Source organism: Afifella pfennigii DSM 17143 (genome assembly GCF_000688515.1).
In the GTDB taxonomy this organism is placed as follows: domain Bacteria; phylum Pseudomonadota; class Alphaproteobacteria; order Rhizobiales; family Afifellaceae; genus Afifella; species Afifella pfennigii.
Map to the genome: position 1 here is coordinate 1 of NZ_JHZK01000034.1, position 15,312 is coordinate 15,312.

13 protein-coding genes and 2 pseudogenes are annotated in these 15,312 nt (G+C 68.6%); 3 read left to right on the forward strand and 12 right to left on the reverse strand.

What is annotated here, in order from left to right:
- Nucleotides 1–145, forward strand: a pseudogene (locus Q331_RS24220) (IS630 family transposase); the annotation flags it as partial.
- A gap of 12 nt (nt 146–157) precedes the next feature.
- Here the strand turns inward: Q331_RS24220 and cobM are convergent.
- The 11 genes and pseudogenes from cobM to zwf form a co-directional block, all read right to left on the reverse strand.
- A complete protein-coding gene (gene cobM / locus Q331_RS0117175) occupies nt 158–949 on the reverse strand; it encodes a precorrin-4 C(11)-methyltransferase (RefSeq protein ID WP_026381684.1) in 792 nt (263 codons plus the stop codon).
- Nucleotides 946–2,781 carry a precorrin-3B C(17)-methyltransferase gene (gene cobJ, locus Q331_RS22355; RefSeq protein ID WP_034492902.1) on the reverse strand — a complete coding sequence of 612 codons (1,836 nt, stop codon included), beginning with the start codon at nt 2,779–2,781 and terminating at the stop codon, nt 946–948. Before cobJ ends, cobM begins: the two co-directional genes overlap by 4 nt.
- A complete protein-coding gene (cobI, locus tag Q331_RS0117185) occupies nt 2,778–3,467 on the reverse strand; it encodes a precorrin-2 C(20)-methyltransferase (RefSeq protein ID WP_026381685.1) in 690 nt (229 codons plus the stop codon). The genes cobJ and cobI overlap by 4 nt, the downstream gene beginning before the upstream one ends.
- Nucleotides 3,464–4,732 carry a bifunctional cobalt-precorrin-7 (C(5))-methyltransferase/cobalt-precorrin-6B (C(15))-methyltransferase gene (locus Q331_RS0117190; protein WP_026381686.1) on the reverse strand — a complete coding sequence of 423 codons (1,269 nt, stop codon included), beginning with the start codon at nt 4,730–4,732 and terminating at the stop codon, nt 3,464–3,466. The genes cobI and Q331_RS0117190 overlap by 4 nt, the downstream gene beginning before the upstream one ends.
- Nucleotides 4,729–5,358, reverse strand: coding sequence for a precorrin-8X methylmutase (locus tag Q331_RS0117195; RefSeq protein WP_026381687.1), 630 nt, complete (start codon nt 5,356–5,358; stop codon nt 4,729–4,731). Before Q331_RS0117195 ends, Q331_RS0117190 begins: the two co-directional genes overlap by 4 nt.
- Before the next feature lie 12 nt (nt 5,359–5,370).
- On the reverse strand, nt 5,371–6,453 hold the full coding sequence (locus tag Q331_RS0117200) for a sirohydrochlorin chelatase (protein ID WP_026381688.1): 1,083 nt from the start codon (nt 6,451–6,453) through the stop codon (nt 5,371–5,373).
- A gap of 228 nt (nt 6,454–6,681) precedes the next feature.
- Nucleotides 6,682–8,319, reverse strand: a complete 1,638-nt coding sequence (gene pgi, locus Q331_RS0117205) for a glucose-6-phosphate isomerase (protein ID WP_026381689.1) — start codon at nt 8,317–8,319, stop codon at nt 6,682–6,684.
- A 9-nt stretch (nt 8,320–8,328) separates the two neighbouring features.
- Nucleotides 8,329–8,973 (reverse strand): bifunctional 4-hydroxy-2-oxoglutarate aldolase/2-dehydro-3-deoxy-phosphogluconate aldolase, encoded by a 645-nt coding sequence (gene eda / locus Q331_RS0117210; RefSeq protein ID WP_026381690.1) that lies wholly within the window; start codon nt 8,971–8,973, stop codon nt 8,329–8,331.
- 123 nt (nt 8,974–9,096) lie between these two features.
- Nucleotides 9,097–10,938, reverse strand: a complete 1,842-nt coding sequence (edd, locus tag Q331_RS0117215) for a phosphogluconate dehydratase (protein ID WP_026381691.1) — start codon at nt 10,936–10,938, stop codon at nt 9,097–9,099.
- A gap of 57 nt (nt 10,939–10,995) precedes the next feature.
- Nucleotides 10,996–11,652 (reverse strand): annotated as a pseudogene (gene pgl, locus Q331_RS24225) (6-phosphogluconolactonase); the annotation flags it as partial.
- Nucleotides 11,649–13,130 (reverse strand): glucose-6-phosphate dehydrogenase, encoded by a 1,482-nt coding sequence (zwf, locus tag Q331_RS0117220; RefSeq protein ID WP_026381692.1) that lies wholly within the window; start codon nt 13,128–13,130, stop codon nt 11,649–11,651. The pseudogene pgl and the gene zwf, both read right to left, overlap by 4 nt.
- A 35-nt stretch (nt 13,131–13,165) precedes the next feature.
- Here zwf and Q331_RS0117225 point away from each other — a divergent pair, with 35 nt between their 5' ends.
- Complete coding sequence (locus tag Q331_RS0117225; protein WP_245615716.1) at nt 13,166–14,005, forward strand: ABC transporter ATP-binding protein; 840 nt, start codon at nt 13,166–13,168, stop codon at nt 14,003–14,005.
- Here Q331_RS0117225 and Q331_RS0117230 read toward each other — a convergent pair.
- Entirely contained in the window at nt 13,957–14,331 is a 375-nt protein-coding gene (locus Q331_RS0117230) for an ArsR/SmtB family transcription factor (protein ID WP_026381694.1), read from the reverse strand. The genes Q331_RS0117225 and Q331_RS0117230 overlap by 49 nt on opposite strands.
- Before the next feature lie 242 nt (nt 14,332–14,573).
- On the opposite strand from Q331_RS0117230, the gene Q331_RS0117235 reads away from it, so the two are divergent.
- Nucleotides 14,574–15,311 (forward strand): cytochrome c biogenesis CcdA family protein, encoded by a 738-nt coding sequence (locus Q331_RS0117235; RefSeq protein WP_026381695.1) that lies wholly within the window; start codon nt 14,574–14,576, stop codon nt 15,309–15,311.
- Nucleotide 15,312: the final 1 nt, after the last annotated feature.

Consider the following 15,312-nt stretch of genomic DNA (forward strand, 5'->3'; position numbering starts at 1 on the left):
CTTCTCCAAGCTCAAGGCCCTGCTCAGAAAGGCCGCCGCCAGAACCGTCGACGAACTCTGGTCCGTCGTTGCCGATTGCCTGCCAGCCTTCACCGCCGAGGAATGCCGCCACTATTTCAAGGCCGCCGGGTATGACCCGGATTAAGTCGAATCTGCTCTAGCGGGCGCCACCCTTGGCCCGTTTCGGCCGCAGGACATGCGCATGCGCCGCGTCGTAGAGGGCGCTGTCGCGGAAATCGGCCGCCCCGAGCGCCCTTCCCACGAAGATAAGGACGGTGCGCGTCAGCTTGGCGGCGCGCACCGCCTCGCGCAATCCGGCAAGCTCGGTCTTCACCAGGGCCTCGTCCGGCCACCCCACCCGGTAGGCGACGACGGCCGGGCAGTCGGCGCCGAGGATCGGGATGAGCTCGCGCTCCACGGCGAGGAGGTTGCGCGCCGAAAGATGGATGGCGAGCGTCGCGCCGGTGCGCGCGAAGGCGCCGAGATCCTCACCCTCCGGCATCTTCGACGATTTCATCGCCGTGCGCGTCAGCACCACCGATTGCGCCACTTCCGGGATGGTGAGCTCCTGGCCGAGCGCCGCCGCCGCCGCCGCGAAGGCCGGCACGCCCGGCGTCACGTCGTAATCGATGCCAAGCGCCTTCAGGCGGCGGATCTGTTCCGCGATGGCGCCGTAGAGCGACGGATCGCCGGAATGCACGCGCGCCACGTCCTTGCCGGCGCGGCAGGCCGCCTCCATTTCCGCCACGATGTCGTCGAGCGCCATCGGCGCGGTGTCGAGGACCCGCGCGCCCTGCGGCGCCGCCGCGACCACTTCCGGCGGCACCAGCGAGCCGGCATAGAGGCAGACGGGCGAGCTTTCGATGAGCCTGAGGCCGCGCAGGGTGATGAGGTCCGGCGCGCCGGGCCCGGCGCCGATGAAATGCACCTTACCGAGAAAAGAGCTCATGTCGCGGCCCCCTCGGCCATCGCCTCGACGGGTTCTTCCTTGCGGTCGTAACCGCGCGGCGTGAACAGGAAATCGCGTCCGCCCGCCCGAAAGACGCGGCTTTGCGAGGAGCCGACGACGACGAGGCTCATCATGTCGACGTCTTCCACCTTGAGCGCGCCGAGCGTCGTCAGATGCAGGCGTTCCTCGGCCCGCCCGAGCTGGCGGGCGATGAGGACCGGCGTTTGCGCCCGCCGGCGCTGAAGCAGGATGTCGCGCGCATCGGCGAGCTGGTGGCGCCGCCGCTTGGAGACAGGATTGTAGAAGGCGACGACGAAATCGCCGGCGGCGGCCGCCTTGACGCGCTCAAGGATCGCCTCCCAGGGCGTCAAAAGGTCGGAAAGCGAGATGAGGCAGAAATCGTGCCCCATCGGCGCGCCGATCCGCGCCGCGGCCGCCTGGAAGGCGGAAATGCCGGGCGCGACGACGATCTCGGCCCGCTTCTCCGGCGAGGCAGCCGGCGCCGCCTCCACAAGCTCCATGACCAGGCTCGCCATGGCGTAGATGCCAGGATCGCCGGAGGAGACGAGCGCCACCTTGCGCCCCTCCCCGGCGAGCTTCAGGGCGAGCGCGCAACGCTCCCGCTCCTGGCCGAGCTCCGAATCGATGCGTTTCTGGTCCGCGATAAGTGAGACAATAAGGTCGAGATAGTAATGATAGCCGATAATATAGTCGGCATCGGAGATAAGGCGCGCCGCTTCCGGTGTCCGCCAGTCTTCCGTTCCGGGGCCGATACCGATAACCGCGAGACGGCCGCGCGCCCTGCCGAGCCTTTCCGGCCGAAGCGGCGCCGGCGCCTCGGCGATGGCGCAGGTGGCCCGCGCGCTCTTGCGCTTGGCCATGACGAGCCTTCCCTGCGGCCCCACGGCGGCGAGCGCCGCCCCCTCCGCGACGCCGTGGCAGCCGACCTCGCAAAAGACCGTCTCGGAAGGATTTTCAAGCCGCGGCGTTTCTTCCTCAAGCCGCGCCGCGGAGAAGAACCGCACGGGAAGCTCCAGCGCCTTGCCGGCCTCCAGGATCGCCGTCTCGTCGGCCTTCAAGTCGATGGAAACGAGGCAGGCGAGCGCGCCTCGCGACAGGCCGGCCGCCGCAAGGCTCGCTTCGATCAGCCCCAAAACTTCTGCCGTCTCCGCCCCCCGCTCGCAGCCGACGCCGAGCGCCAGCGAACGTGGATGATAGACGAGGCTCTGCGCATTGCCGGCGACCTTGCGCGTGGTGGCGACAAGCCGGAGCCGCGCCTCTTCCGCACGTTTCAGCCCGCTCGCCTCAAGCCAGGGCAGCGTCCCCTCAAGCCGCACCGCCTCGCCTTCCAGCAGCGCCGCCATCACGCCCTTGGCGTCCTGCGGATTGGCGAGCGACCAGCCTTCCGGCGGCGCGTCGAGGGCGATGCCGAAGCGGGTCTCGCCGGCCGTCGTGAGCGCGGCATGCCCGCCGAGCGCACCGGCGAGCCGTTCGGCAAACTCGTTGGCGCCGCGATGGCCGCCGAGAAGCGGCACGATGCTCGTCCCGTCCTCCGAGACGGCGAGGACCGGCGGCTCGGCCCGCTTGTCGGCAAGGAGCGGCGCCAGCACCCGGATGAGGATGCCGGCCGCGCAGATGCCGACAATCGCCCGCCCGGCGGCAAAGAGCTCGCGGATATGCGAGCCGGCCTCGTCGAAGACCGCATGCGCCGCCCCGGCGCCCGTCTCCACCAGCCTCCGCGCCGCATGCACCTCCCCGCCGAGCGAGGCGCGCGCGGTATGCGCCGTCTTCAGCCCCTCGCCCGTCAGCGCCAGGAAAACCGGCTCCTTCATCCTCGCTCCCCAATCAGGATCATGGAAAAATATGGCGCCTCGTCCGCCTCAAGCCCGGCAAGCGGCTCCACGCGCTGCTCGGCGAGGCTGGCATGCGCCACATAGACGGCCCGCTCCGTCAGGCCGAGTTCGGCGATGAGGCGCTTGAGGCGCGGCAGATGGCGGCCGACCTTGAGGATCGCCGCCGCCTGCGCGCCGCACAGGAGCTCCTTCAGCACCTCGTCCTCAAGCGTCGCCGGAAAGACGCTCAGCGTGCCGGTGCGTCGCGTCAGCGGCCTGCCGGCCGCCGCCGCCACCGCCGTCAGCGAGGAGACGCCCGGCACGATTTCAGCGGCAAAGCGCGGCGCCAATCGGTCGTGTAGATACATGAAGGTCCCGTAGAAGAAGGGATCGCCCTCGCACAAGACGGCGACGTCCCGCCCGGCCTCAAGATGCGCCGCCATGGCCTTCGCCGCCCGGTCGTAGGGCTCCGCCGGGACGCTGCCCGGCCGCATCTTGATGCGGATGACGATCTCCTCGCACCCTTGCGGAATATGCGCCGCGGCGATCCGCCGGGCGAAGCTCTCGCCGGGATCGGGCGCCGGATAGGCGATGACGGGCGCGGCCGCAATCAGCCGCGCCGCCTTCAGCGTCATCAGCTCCGGATCGCCCGGCCCGACGCCGATACCGTAAAGCGTGCCGCTCATCCGCCCTGCCCTTTCCGCCCCGATCCCTTCCGCCAAGCCCATTGCGTCACCGGCATGGCCGGCCGCCAGCCGCGATAGGGCCCGACCTTCTCCGCCCTGGAGACGGCAAGCCGCGTGAGTTCCCCGCCATGCGCGGCGGCGGCGGCAAGCAGCACCTCCTCGCTTTCCAGCGTCACCGCATGGGCGACCAACCGCCCGCCGGCTTTCAGCGCCGCGCTCGCCGCTTCAAGGGTCGCTGCCGTGACCCCGCCGCCGACGAAGACCGCATCGGGCGCCGGAAGGCCGGCGAGCGCGCCCGGCGCCTCGCCATGGCGAATGTCGAGCTCCGGCACGCCGAGCGCTTCGGCGTTGCGCGCCGCCATCGCCCGCCTTTCCGGCCTCGGCTCCAGCGCAATCGCCTTGGCCTGCGGCGCCGCGCGCAGAAACTCGATGGCGACCGAGCCCGCCCCCGCGCCGATATCCCACAGGAGCGCGCCCGGATATGGCGCCAGCTTGGCAATCGCCAGCGCCCGCGCCTCGCGCTTGGTCATCTTGCCGTCGTGCTGAAAGGCCTCGTCCGGCAGGCCCGCCGCGCGCGGCAGCCAATCCGCCTCCGGCCCGGCGATGCATGCGACCGCCAGCGTGTGGAAGTCGGCGACCTCGCCCGCCCGGCTTTCGCCCGCACAGCTTTCGCCCGCCCAACTTTCGGCGCTCGCCTCAAGCCGCGCCTCCTTCTGCCCGCCCATATGCGACAGCGCCACCATGCGGCTCTCCCCAAAGCCGCGTTCGCAAAGCAACGCCGCCACCGCCGCCGGCGTCGCCGCGTCATGCGACAGGATGAGGAGCCTTCCCCCCGGATAGAGGCGGAGCGCCAGCCTGGCGAGCGGGCGCCCGTGCAGCGTCACCGTCTCCACCTCGTCGAGCGGCCAGGCGAGCCGCGCCGCCGCCAGCGAGAAGGCGGAAAGATGCGGGTGGACGGTCATCTCCTCCGCGGCAAAGGCGCGGGCGAGCGTGGCGCCGATGCCGAAATGCATCGGATCGCCGGTGGCAAGGACGGTGACGTCGCGCCCGCGATACTCGGTCAGGCGGCTGACAAGCTCCGATAGCGGGCTCGCCCAGGAAAGCCGCTCTTGCGCGATTTCCGCGCCGCCTTGGGGCGGCAGCATGGCGAGATGCCGTTCGCCGCCGACGACGAGCTCGGCGGCCTGGAGAAGCGCGCGCGCCGCCGGCGACAGGCCGGCAAGCCCGTCCTCGCCGATGCCGATGACGGAAAGCCACGGCTTCATGCGGGCGCCTCGCCGATGAGGAGGGCGTTGAGCGCGGCCGCCGCCATGGCGCTGCCGCCGCGCCTGCCTTTGAGAGCCACGAAGGGGATGGCGAGCGCGTTGGCCGCAAGTGCCGCCTTCGATTCCGCCGCGCCGACGAAGCCCACCGGAAAGCCGAGGACCAGCGCCGGCCGGCATGGCGGCGCCTCGGCGAGCTCCAGGAGCTGGAAAAGCGCCGTCGGCGCATTGCCGATGACGACGACGGCGCCGCCGAGCCTTTCCTTCAGCGCCACAAGACCGGCGGCCGAGCGCGTCGTTCTCAAACGCTCTGCCAGCTCCGCCGCCTGGGGCTGCGCCACCGCCACCTCAACGGCGTTGTCCGCCGGCAGGTGCCGGCGCGCGATGCCGGCGGCCACCATGGCGACGTCGCAGACGATCGGAGCTCCGGCGGCAAGCGCCGCGCGCCCGGCCGCGCCGGCGTCCTTGGAGAAGACGAGATCGCCGATAAGATCGGTCATGCCGCCGGCATGCACGATGCGTTTCGCCAGCGCCCTCAGCTCCTCCGGCAGGCCGGCAAGATCGCATTCCGCCTCGATGATGGCGAAGGAGCGCCGGGTGATCTCCGCCCCGTCTTTCAGATAATCCATCGCCGCGGCCGTCTAGCCCTTGCGCATGGAGCGCGGCCCGAGCGGGTGGTCGGCATGGGGATAGGGATGGTGGTGGTGCCCGTGATCGTGGCTATGCGCGTGATCATGGCCATGCGCGTGATGGTGATCGTGGCCGTGATGGGTGTGCGCCTCCTCCTGGCATCTGCCGTTGCAGGTGCCGTCTTCATTGCACAGGTCGCAGCCCGCCCCGACGCCTTCCACGTGATGGTGATGGCTTTCCTGGGCAAGCCCGATCTCCGCCTCAAAGCCGAGGATCTGCTCGCGATACTTGCACATCTGGCAGTTCATCAAATTGCCGCCGGAAAGGATCTCCTCCGCCCGTTCCTTCAGCGTCGCGATCACCTGCGGATGGTCGTTGAGATAGGAGGCCTTGAGGAACTCGATCTCCGGGTGGCGCGCCGCCACGGCATCCGTCGCCTGGTAGATGCGCGAGACGAGGACGCCGGTGAACAGGAAGTAGGGAAAGACGATGATGCGCCGGTAGCCGAGCTTGGCAGCATGGGTGAGCGCCGGCTCCACCAGCGGAAAGGTGACGCCGGAATAGGCCGTCTCCGCCCAGCCGAAGCCGAAACCTTCCCATAACAGGCGCGTCACCTTGGCGACGTTGGAATTGGCGTCCGGATCTGAGGCGCCGCGTCCGACGACGACAAGCAGCGTCTCGTCAAGCGGCACCTCGGCGGCAGCGGAAAGCGCCTCCTCAATGCGCGTCGCCGCCGCCTTCAGCATGCGCGCATCGACGCCGAGATCGCGCCCGTAATCGATCCGCACCCCCTTCTCCGCCTGATAGGTATTGAGGACGGAGGGAATGTCGTTCTTGGCGTGGCCGGCGGCAAAGAGCATGCCCGGCACGGCAAGGATGCGGGTGCAGCCGGCGGCGACCAGCTTGTCGAGGCCGGTGCGGATCACCGGCTCGGCAAATTCCAGATAGCCATATTCCACCGGCCAGTCGGGGAAGAGCTTGCGCGCCTCTTCGGCGAGACGGGCGAATTCGGCGACGGCGGCGCGGTTGCGGCTGCCATGACCGCAGATCATCAGCCCGATCTTCTCGGCGCCGTTGCTCGGGGAAGGGATCATGAAGGGCCTCGCTTCTCTCACGATACGGGAGAGGCCCGCCGGCAGGGCGCAGCGCCTTGCCGGTCGCTCGGACGGCCCCGGCCTTGGCTCCCGATTGGGGTCAACCGCACCGGGATCGCTTTCAGCCCCTTGGGAAAAGGGCGACCATCCCGCCCCGGTGGTAGAGAGGCGGCGCGCCGGCGTCAATCGCCGCTTTGGGCGATGGCGGCGCCGGCTTGTCGCGGCCCGTTAGCCTGAAAGCTGTCGGTAGCGCGCCACCAGGCCGGCGGTCGAGCTGTCGAGCCCTTGCACGTCTTCACCGTCGCGGATCACCGGCAGGAGCTTGCCGGCGAGCGCCTTGCCGAGCTCCACCCCCCATTGGTCGAAGGAATTGACGTCCCAGACGGCCCCCATGACAAAGACGCGGTGCTCGTAGAGCGCAATCAGCATGCCGAGCGTCTCCGGGTCGAGGCGCTTGTAGATGAGGGTGTTCGAAGGCCGGTCGCCGGGAAAGGTGCGGTGCGGCGCCAGGCGGTCGATCTTCGCTTGCGGCATCCCCTCCGCGGCGAGCTCGGCGCGCACCTCTTCCTCGCTCTTGCCGAAGGCGAGCGCCTGCGACTGGGCGAGACAATTGGCGAGGAGCTTGGCATGGTGGTCGCCCATCTCCTCAGCCGGCACGGCGGCGACGAGGAAATCGACCGGCACGATCTCCCTCCCCTGATGCAGGAGCTGGAAGAAGGCGTGCTGGCCGTTGGTGCCGGGCTCGCCCCAGACGACCGGCCCGGTGGCATAGTCGACCGGCCGTCCTGAGCGTGTCACGCGCTTGCCGTTCGATTCCATGTCGAGCTGCTGAAGATGCGCAGCAAAGCGGCTCATGCGTTCATCGTAGGCAATCACCGCCTGGGTGGCATAGCCGCGGACATTGCGGTGATAGACGCCGAGAAGGCCCATGATGACGGGCAGGTTCTCAGCCAGCGGGGCGGAGCGGAAATGCACGTCCATCTTCCGCGCCCCGGCAAGGAACCGCCTGAAGTTCCTGGAGCCGATGGAAATGGCGAGCGGCAGGCCGATCGCCGACCAGACCGAATAGCGCCCGCCAACCCAGTCCCAGAAGCCGAAGACGCGGTCCTCTTCGATGCCGAATGCGGCGACCTTTTCAAGATTGGTGGAAAGCGCGGCGAAATGCGCCGCCACCGCCTCCTCGCCGAGACGCTCCACCAGCCAGGCACGGGCCGAATGGGCGTTGGTCATCGTCTCCAGCGTGGTGAAGGTCTTCGACGCGATGAGAAAAAGGGTGCGCTCCGGGTCGAGCCCGGCAAGCGTATCGGCAAGATGCGCCCCGTCGACATTGGAGACGAAATGCACCTTCGGCCCGCCGCCCCGGTAAGGGGCAAGCGCCGCCACGGCCATCGCCGGGCCGAGATCGGAGCCGCCGATACCGATATTGACGACGTCGGTGAAAGCCTTCCCGCTCAAGCCGGCGACGCGGCCGGAGCGCACGGCGTCGGCGAACTCGCCCACCCGCTCCAGAACGTCGTGGACGGCGAGCATCACGTCGGCGCCGTCCACCTCGATCTCGGCGCTTTCCGGCGCGCGCAGCGCGGTATGCAGGACAGCGCGGTCTTCCGTCGTGTTGATCTTTTCCCCGCAGAACATCGCCTCGCGCAGTTCCTCCAGCTCGGCGGCGCGGGCAAGCTCGACGAGCAGCGCCATCGTCTCGGCCGTTGCCCGGTTCTTGGAATAGTCGAGCGTCAGATCGTCGAGGCTGGCCGAGAAGTTCTGAAAGCGCTTCGGATCCTCGGCGAAGAGATCGGCGATATGCCGATCCTTCAGCTTCACATCGTGCGCCTTCAGGGCTTCGAGCGCGGTTCGTGCCCCCGGCTTCATGACAACCTCCTACCCAGCCGGGCGAAGCGCCGCCGCCTCGCGGGCGAGCGCCTCGATCCTCGCCCAGTCGCCGCCCGCCACCGCCTCCGGCGGGGCGAGCCAGGAGCCGCCGACGGCGAAGACGTTGGGCAGGCAAAGATAGGCCGAGGCGCTTTGCGCGCTGATGCCGCCGGTCGGGCAGAAGCGGATTTCCGGCAGCGGCCCGGCGAGCGCCTTCAGATAGGTGGCGCCGCCGGCCATCTCGGCCGGGAAGAATTTTTGCAGATGATAGCCGGCCTCCACCAGCGCCATCGCCTCCGAAGCGGTGGCAGCGCCCGGCAGGCCCGGCAGCACGCAATACCTCGCCGCCTCCAGGAGTTGCGGGCTCATGCCGGGCGAGACCCAGAAGCGGGCGCCGGCACGCTCGGCCCGCCGCAGCTGATCGGGGGCGAGCACCGTGCCGACACCGACGGCGATCTCTTCGACCTCCTCAGCGATGCGCCGCACCGCCTCAAAGGCCGCCTCCGTGCGCAAGGTCACCTCGATGGCGTGAACGCCCCCGGCAACGAGGGCGCGGGCAAGCGGCACGGCCGCCTCTGCATCCTCCAGAACGACGACGGGCAGGACGGGCGTCCCGCGCAGAATGGCTTCCAGCTCTTCGGTCTTTTCCATCATGATCTCAATCGGTCAGAATTTTCCCAATCGGGTGGCAACGATGGCAGCGCCCGGCGCAAGTGGGCGCGCCGCGACGCACCTGCCAGTCCCACGACTTCGAGCGCGCCAGAGGCACGCCGCCCCTCACGCCGCGCGCTCCGGCGCATCGAAGGAGATGACGCCGGCGCCTTCTTCCGCCGGCCCCGCCATCGCCCGGAAGGCGGTAAAAAGCTCGCGGCCCGTGCCGCACTGGTTGCCCGAAAGGTCTTCCCGGGCCGGCTGGCGCGCCGCCCATTCGCTTTCCTCCACAAGCGCGGCGAGCGTGCCCGACGCGGCGTCGAGGCGCACCACATCGCCGCTGCGCACTTTGCCGATGGGGCCGCCACAGGCCGCTTCCGGCGTCACATGGATCGCCGCCGGCACCTTGCCGGAGGCGCCGGACATGCGCCCGTCGGTGACAAGGGCGACGGCAAAACCCCTGTCCTGCAGGACGCCGAGCGGCGGCGTCAGCTTGTGCAGCTCCGGCATGCCGTTGGCGCGCGGCCCCTGAAAGCGCAAGACGGCGACGAAATCGCGGTCAAGCTCGCCCGCCTTGAAGGCGGCGATCAGCTCCTCCTGCGAGGCAAAGACGACCGCCGGCGCCTCCACCACCCGATGCTGCGGCTTCACCGCCGAGACCTTGACGACGGCCCGGCCGAGATTGCCGGCAAGAAGCTTGAGGCCTCCCGTCGTCTGGAAGGCATTTTCGGCCGGCCTGAGCACCGTCTCGTCATGGCTTGTCTGCGGCGCCTGGCGCCATGCCGCCTCGCCGTCCGCACCCAGCACGGCCTCGCGCCGATAAGCGGCAAGCCCGCCGCCGGCGACGGTACGCACATCCTCGTGCAGAAGCCCCGCATCGAGCAGCGTGCCGATCAAGAACCCCATGCCGCCGGCGGCGTGAAAATGGTTCACGTCGGCAAGCCCGTTCGGATAGATGCGGGCAAGCAGCGGCACCTTCTCCGACAGGGCGGCAAAATCGTCCCAGGTGATGAGGATACCGGCCGCCCGCGCCATGGCGATGAGATGCAGCGTGTGGTTGGTCGAGCCGCCGGTGGCATGAAGGCCGACGATGCCGTTGACGACGGCCTTTTCGTCGATCACCTCGCCGACGGGCGTGTAATCGTTGCCGAGCGCGGTGATGGCGAGGGCGCGCTTGGTCGCCGCGCGGGTGAGCGCGTCGCGCAAGGGCGTGTTCGGATTGACGAAGGAAGCCCCCGGCAGGTGCAGGCCCATCACCTCCATCAGCATCTGGTTGGAATTGGCCGTGCCGTAGAAGGTGCAGGTGCCGGGCCCATGATAGGATTTCGATTCCGCGGCAAGAAGCTCCTCCCTGCCGACCTTGCCCTCCGCGTAGAGCTGGCGGATGCGCGCCTTCTCGTCATTGGCAAGGCCCGACGGCATCGGCCCGGCGGGGATGAAGACGGCCGGCAGATGCCCGAAGGCGAGCGCGGCCATGACAAGCCCCGGCACGATCTTGTCGCAAATGCCGAGAAAGACGGCCGCATCGAACATATTGTGCGACAGCGCTATCCCCGCCGACATGGCGATGACGTCGCGCGAGAACAGCGACAGATCCATGCCCGGCTGGCCCTGGGTGACGCCGTCGCACATGGCCGGCACGCCGCCGGCGACCTGGGCGACGCCGCCCGCCTGCGACGCCGCCTGGCGGATGACATCCGGGAAGCGCTCATAGGGCTGATGCGCCGACAGCATGTCGTTGTAGGCGGTGACGATGGCAAGGTTCGGCACCGCCTCGCCGGCAAGCGCCGCCTTGTCGGAAGCGGCGCAGGCGGCAAAGCCATGGGCAAGGTTGCCGCAAGAGAGCGACCCGCGCCTCGGGCCGGCCTCGCGCGCGGCGGCGATGCGGGCCAGATAGGCCGCGCGCGTTGCCGCCGAACGTTCGGCGATCTTTTCCGTGACGGCGGCAATCTCGGCTCGAACGGACATCGGCTCTCCTCGCTTCAGGGCGCTGGTATAGATATCGACCGGCACCACCTCCTGGCGCAGGATAGCGCGGATGGGCATGTCTTCGACCGGGCCCTCGCCGAGCGCTTCGTCAAGGACGGCGAGCTTCGCCTGCCCCTCCAGATGCAAGATGAGGGCGCGCGTCTTCAAGAGCGGCGTCAGCGTGAAGGTGATGCGCGGCTCGCCGGCGGCCTCCGCGCGCATCGGCAGAAGCGGCATGTCGGTGGCGATATCGATCGCCGCCGTCAGATTGTCGCCACCGGGAAACCAGGAGGCGGTATGGCCGTCCTCGCCCATGCCGAGAACGACCGCGGCGAAGGGCAAGAGCACCGTCTCAACCTGCAGCGTGGCCGCCCCAACGCCCTTCTCCGGCGTCGGCGCGCCCGTGAACAGCGGCACGAAGCGGGCCTCCTCGGCCTTGGCGCGAAGAAGGTTCTGCGCCAGAAGCCCGGCATTGGAGCGTGCATCGTCGGGCGGCACCCAGCGCTCGTCGACCAGGGTCACGGTGACGGCGCTCCAATGAAGGTCCTTCGACGCGAGCTTTTGGAAGAACAGCTTCGGCGTCGTGCCGCCGGAAAGGGCGAGGGAGGCCGTGCCATCCGCTTCGATCGCGGCGACAAGCTCGTTCGCGACCCGCTCCGCGAGCGCCTCCGCCACCGCTTCGCGGCCGGAAAAGTCGTGCCGATGAATGCTCATGAAAGCGCGTCCTCGTGCCAGGTGCGCCCGTCGCGCTCGATGAGGGCGATCGCCGCCGAGGGCCCCCAGGTGCCGGCCGTATAGGGCGCCGGCGCCGCCCCGTCCCCGTCCCAGGCCTCGCGGATCGGATCGATCCAGGCCCAGGCCGCCTCCACCTCGTCGCGGCGCATGAAAAGCGTCTGGTTGCCGCGGATGACGTCGAGCAGGAGCCGTTCATAGGCGTCTGGATAGCGCTCGGCAAAGCTCTCCGCGAAGCTCATATCGAGCGGCACGTAGTTGAGACGCATGCCGCCCGGCCCCGGATCCTTGATCATGATCCATTGCCTGACGCCCTCGTCGGGCTGCAGGCGCAACACCAGCCGGTTCTGCGAGATGATGCCGGAATCCTTGGGAAAGATGGAATGCGGGATCGCCCTGAAGGTGATGACGATTTCCGAGACCCGCTCCGCCAGCCGCTTGCCGGTCCGCAAGTAGAAGGGAACGCCCGCCCAGCGCCAGTTCGCCACTTCCGCCTTGAGCGCCACGAAGGTCTCCGTCCGGCTCTTTGCCGCCCCGATTTCCTCGCCATAGCCGGGCACCGCCCCGCCATCGGCCGCCCCGGCGCGATACTGGCCGCGCACCGTCAGCTTGTCGTAATTGCTTTCGTCGATCGGCTTCAGCGCCCGGATCACCTTCAGCTTCTCGTCGCGCACCGAATTGGCGTCGAAGGAATCGGGCGGCTCCATGGCGACGAGGCACAGAAGCTGGACGATGTGGTTCTGCACCATGTCGCGCAGGGCACCCGACGTATCGTAATAGCTGCCGCGCGAGCCGACGCCGAGCGTCTCGGCGACGGTGATCTGCACATGGTCGATATGGGCGGAGTTCCACAAGGGCTCGAAAAGCGTGTTGGCGAAGCGCAGCGCCATCAGGTTCTGCACCGTCTCCTTGCCGAGATAATGGTCGATGCGGAAGATCTGGCTTTCCTCAAAGGCCATGGCGACCGCATCGTTGACCTTCCGTGCGGAGGCGAGGTCGCGCCCGATCGGCTTTTCCAGGACGACGCGCGATTTCGGCGTCACCAGGCAATGGTGCGCCAGTCGCCGGCAGAGCTCGTCGACGAGGGTCGGCGCGACGGCGAGATAATAGGCCCGCACGCGGTCCGGATCCTCGTCGAGCTCGGCGCAGAGCGCATCCCAGCCCTCCTCCTTCTGCGCATCGAGCGAGCGATAGGAGAGCATCTTCAAGAACGCCTGCAGCGCCTCTTCCTCGCGCGCATCCTGCGGCACGAATTCCTTCAGCGCCGTCTCCGTCATCGCCCGATATTCGGCGTCGCTCATCTGTCGGCGCGAGGCGGCGATGATCCTGCCCTCCGGCGGCAGCTGGCCGTCGAGCATGCGATGATAGAGCGCCGGCAGGAGCTTGCGGCGGGCAAGATCGCCCGTGCCGCCGAAGACGACATAGTCGAAAGGCTCGACCGGTATGACGCGATAGGTCATGAAGGGCTGCTCTGCGAAGAAGGAAGGGAAAGGCTTTGCGCGACGGTTGCGGCACCATCACCCCGGGCGGCGCGGCGGGTCAACCCGGCCACGGGACGGCGGCGGGAAGCGAGACGTCGGCGCTCACAAAAGGGGCGCTGATCCGCGCCGAGAGCATCGGCAAGACCTTTCCGGACGGCCTGGAGACGCTGCGGGACATCTCCGTCACGATCGAGCCGGGCGAGTTCGTCGCCCTTCTCGGCCCGTCCGGCTGCGGCAAGACCACCTTCCTGCGGCTGGCGGCGGGGCTTGAGACGCCGAGCGCCGGCACGCTCCAGGTCGCCAAGCGCGGCGGAAAGCGGCCGGAAACGGGCTATGTCTTCCAATCCCCGACGTTGATGCCCTGGGCGAGCCTTGCCGCCAATATCCGCCTTCCGCTGACGCTGCGCGGCCTGCCGCGCAAAAAGGCCGACCGGGCCGTTGCCGCCGCCCTCGCCAGGGTCGGGCTCTCCGATTTCGCCGATGCTTTGCCAAGCCGGCTTTCCGGCGGCATGGCCATGCGCGCCTCGCTGGCCCGGGCGCTCGTCGCCGAGCCCGACCTTCTGCTTCTCGACGAGCCCTTCGCCGCCCTCGACGAGATGACCCGCTTCCGCCTCGGCGAAGAATTGTCGGCCCTGCAGAGCGAGCTCGGCTTCACCGTCCTCTTCGTCACGCATTCGCTCTACGAGGCCGCCTTCCTGGCCGAGCGCATTCTCGTCTTCTCGCCACGGCCCGGCCGCATCCTCGGCGAGGTGCTGAACGCCGCGCCGCTGCCGCGCCTGCCGGCGCATCGGGGCGAGAGCGGATTTCAGGATGTGGTGGAAGCGCTGCGGCGGCTCTTGGCCGAGCCGTCCTGAGCCTGACCGGGCTCTTCCTCGTCGATGCCGCAGAACATGTCGTGGATAACCTCGATCAGCCGGCGCGCCTTGCCGGAGGCGAGGCTGTAATAGATCGCCTTGCCCTCCCGGCGGGTGGCGACCAGCCCTTCCAGCCGCAATCGCGCCAGTTGCTGCGACACCGTCGGCTGTCGCAAGTCCAAGAGATTTTCCAGCTCCGTCACCGACCTCTCCCCCTCCGCCAGATGGCAGAGGATCATCAACCGGCTCTCATGCGACAGCGCCTTCAGGAAATCGCTCGCCGCCTTGGCGTTCTCGGCGAGGCCGGGGAGCTCGGCCTCGCCCATTCGGGCTGCGTCGGCGTCTGCTTCGGCAAGTTGACCTTGGGGCGTCATGGCTCGCTCTCTCGACGGATCGTTTCGACTGTGCCGGCGATGCCGCGCTGCGACAGAGCGGCACGGGGGTGTCACAATGAGTTGAGACACACCATACACTATCTTGCGCATATCTAGGGCGACTTCGATCGTCGCCAAAGGGCGGGGACGGGCCGCGCCAGCTATGGCGTCGACGGGCCCGAAAAGGAGAAACCGTGCTCGAAGTGAGCTTCATCGGCGCCTTCATCGGCGGGCTTTTGTCCTTCGTTTCGCCCTGCGTGCTGCCGATCGTGCCGGCCTCGCTCGGCTTTATCGGCGGTGTCTCGCTGGAAGAGCTGACCGAAGAGGGCAAGGTGCCGCCCGGGCTGACGCAGAAGGTCTTTGCCGCCGCCTTCGCCTTCGTTCTCGGCTTCACCACGGTCTTCGTTCTCTTCGGGCTGACGGCCTCCGGCATCGGCCAGACGCTCGCCGCCCATAAGGACTGGCTCTCCGTCGTCGCCGGGGTGGTCATCATAGGGTTCGGCCTGCACTTCCTGGGGCTCTTGCGCATCGGCCTTCTCTACCGCGAAGCGCGTTTCAACGTTCGCGAGAAGCCGCCGGGCCTCTTCGGCGCCTATCTTATCGGCCTTGCCTTCGCCTTCGGATGGACGCCCTGCATCGGCCCGGTTCTCGGCACCATCCTGGCGCTCGCCGGCAGCCAGGGCTCGGCGCAGGACGGAGCGGTCCTGCTCTTCATCTACGGCATGGGGATGGGCCTTCCCTTCCTTCTGGCGGCCGCCTTCGCCGGGCCGTTCCTGAAATGGGCGAGCGGCTTCCGCCGCCATATGGGCACGGTGGAGAAGGTGATGGGCGGCATGCTCGTTCTCACCGGAATTCTCTTCCTGACCGGCGACATGGCCAACCTGTCGTTCTGGCTTCTGGAGACCTTCCCCGCCTTCTCCACCATCGGCTGAG

Bases quoted from the DNA above. Each gene is read 5' to 3' on its own strand.
- cobM (WP_026381684.1), bottom strand. From the start codon at position 949: ATGAGCTCTTTTCTCGGTAAGGTGCATTTCATCGGCGCCGGGCCCGGC.
- cobJ (WP_034492902.1), bottom strand. From the start codon at position 2,781: ATGAAGGAGCCGGTTTTCCTGGCGCTGACGGGCGAGGGGCTGAAGACG.
- cobI (WP_026381685.1), bottom strand. From the start codon at position 3,467: ATGAGCGGCACGCTTTACGGTATCGGCGTCGGGCCGGGCGATCCGGAG.
- Q331_RS0117190 (WP_026381686.1), bottom strand. From the start codon at position 4,732: ATGAAGCCGTGGCTTTCCGTCATCGGCATCGGCGAGGACGGGCTTGCC.
- Q331_RS0117195 (WP_026381687.1), bottom strand. From the start codon at position 5,358: ATGGATTATCTGAAAGACGGGGCGGAGATCACCCGGCGCTCCTTCGCC.
- Q331_RS0117200 (WP_026381688.1), bottom strand. From the start codon at position 6,453: ATGATCCCTTCCCCGAGCAACGGCGCCGAGAAGATCGGGCTGATGATC.
- pgi (WP_026381689.1), bottom strand. From the start codon at position 8,319: ATGAAGCCGGGGGCACGAACCGCGCTCGAAGCCCTGAAGGCGCACGAT.
- eda (WP_026381690.1), bottom strand. From the start codon at position 8,973: ATGATGGAAAAGACCGAAGAGCTGGAAGCCATTCTGCGCGGGACGCCC.
- edd (WP_026381691.1), bottom strand. From the start codon at position 10,938: ATGTCCGTTCGAGCCGAGATTGCCGCCGTCACGGAAAAGATCGCCGAA.
- zwf (WP_026381692.1), bottom strand. From the start codon at position 13,130: ATGACCTATCGCGTCATACCGGTCGAGCCTTTCGACTATGTCGTCTTC.
- Q331_RS0117230 (WP_026381694.1), bottom strand. From the start codon at position 14,331: ATGGGCGAGGCCGAGCTCCCCGGCCTCGCCGAGAACGCCAAGGCGGCG.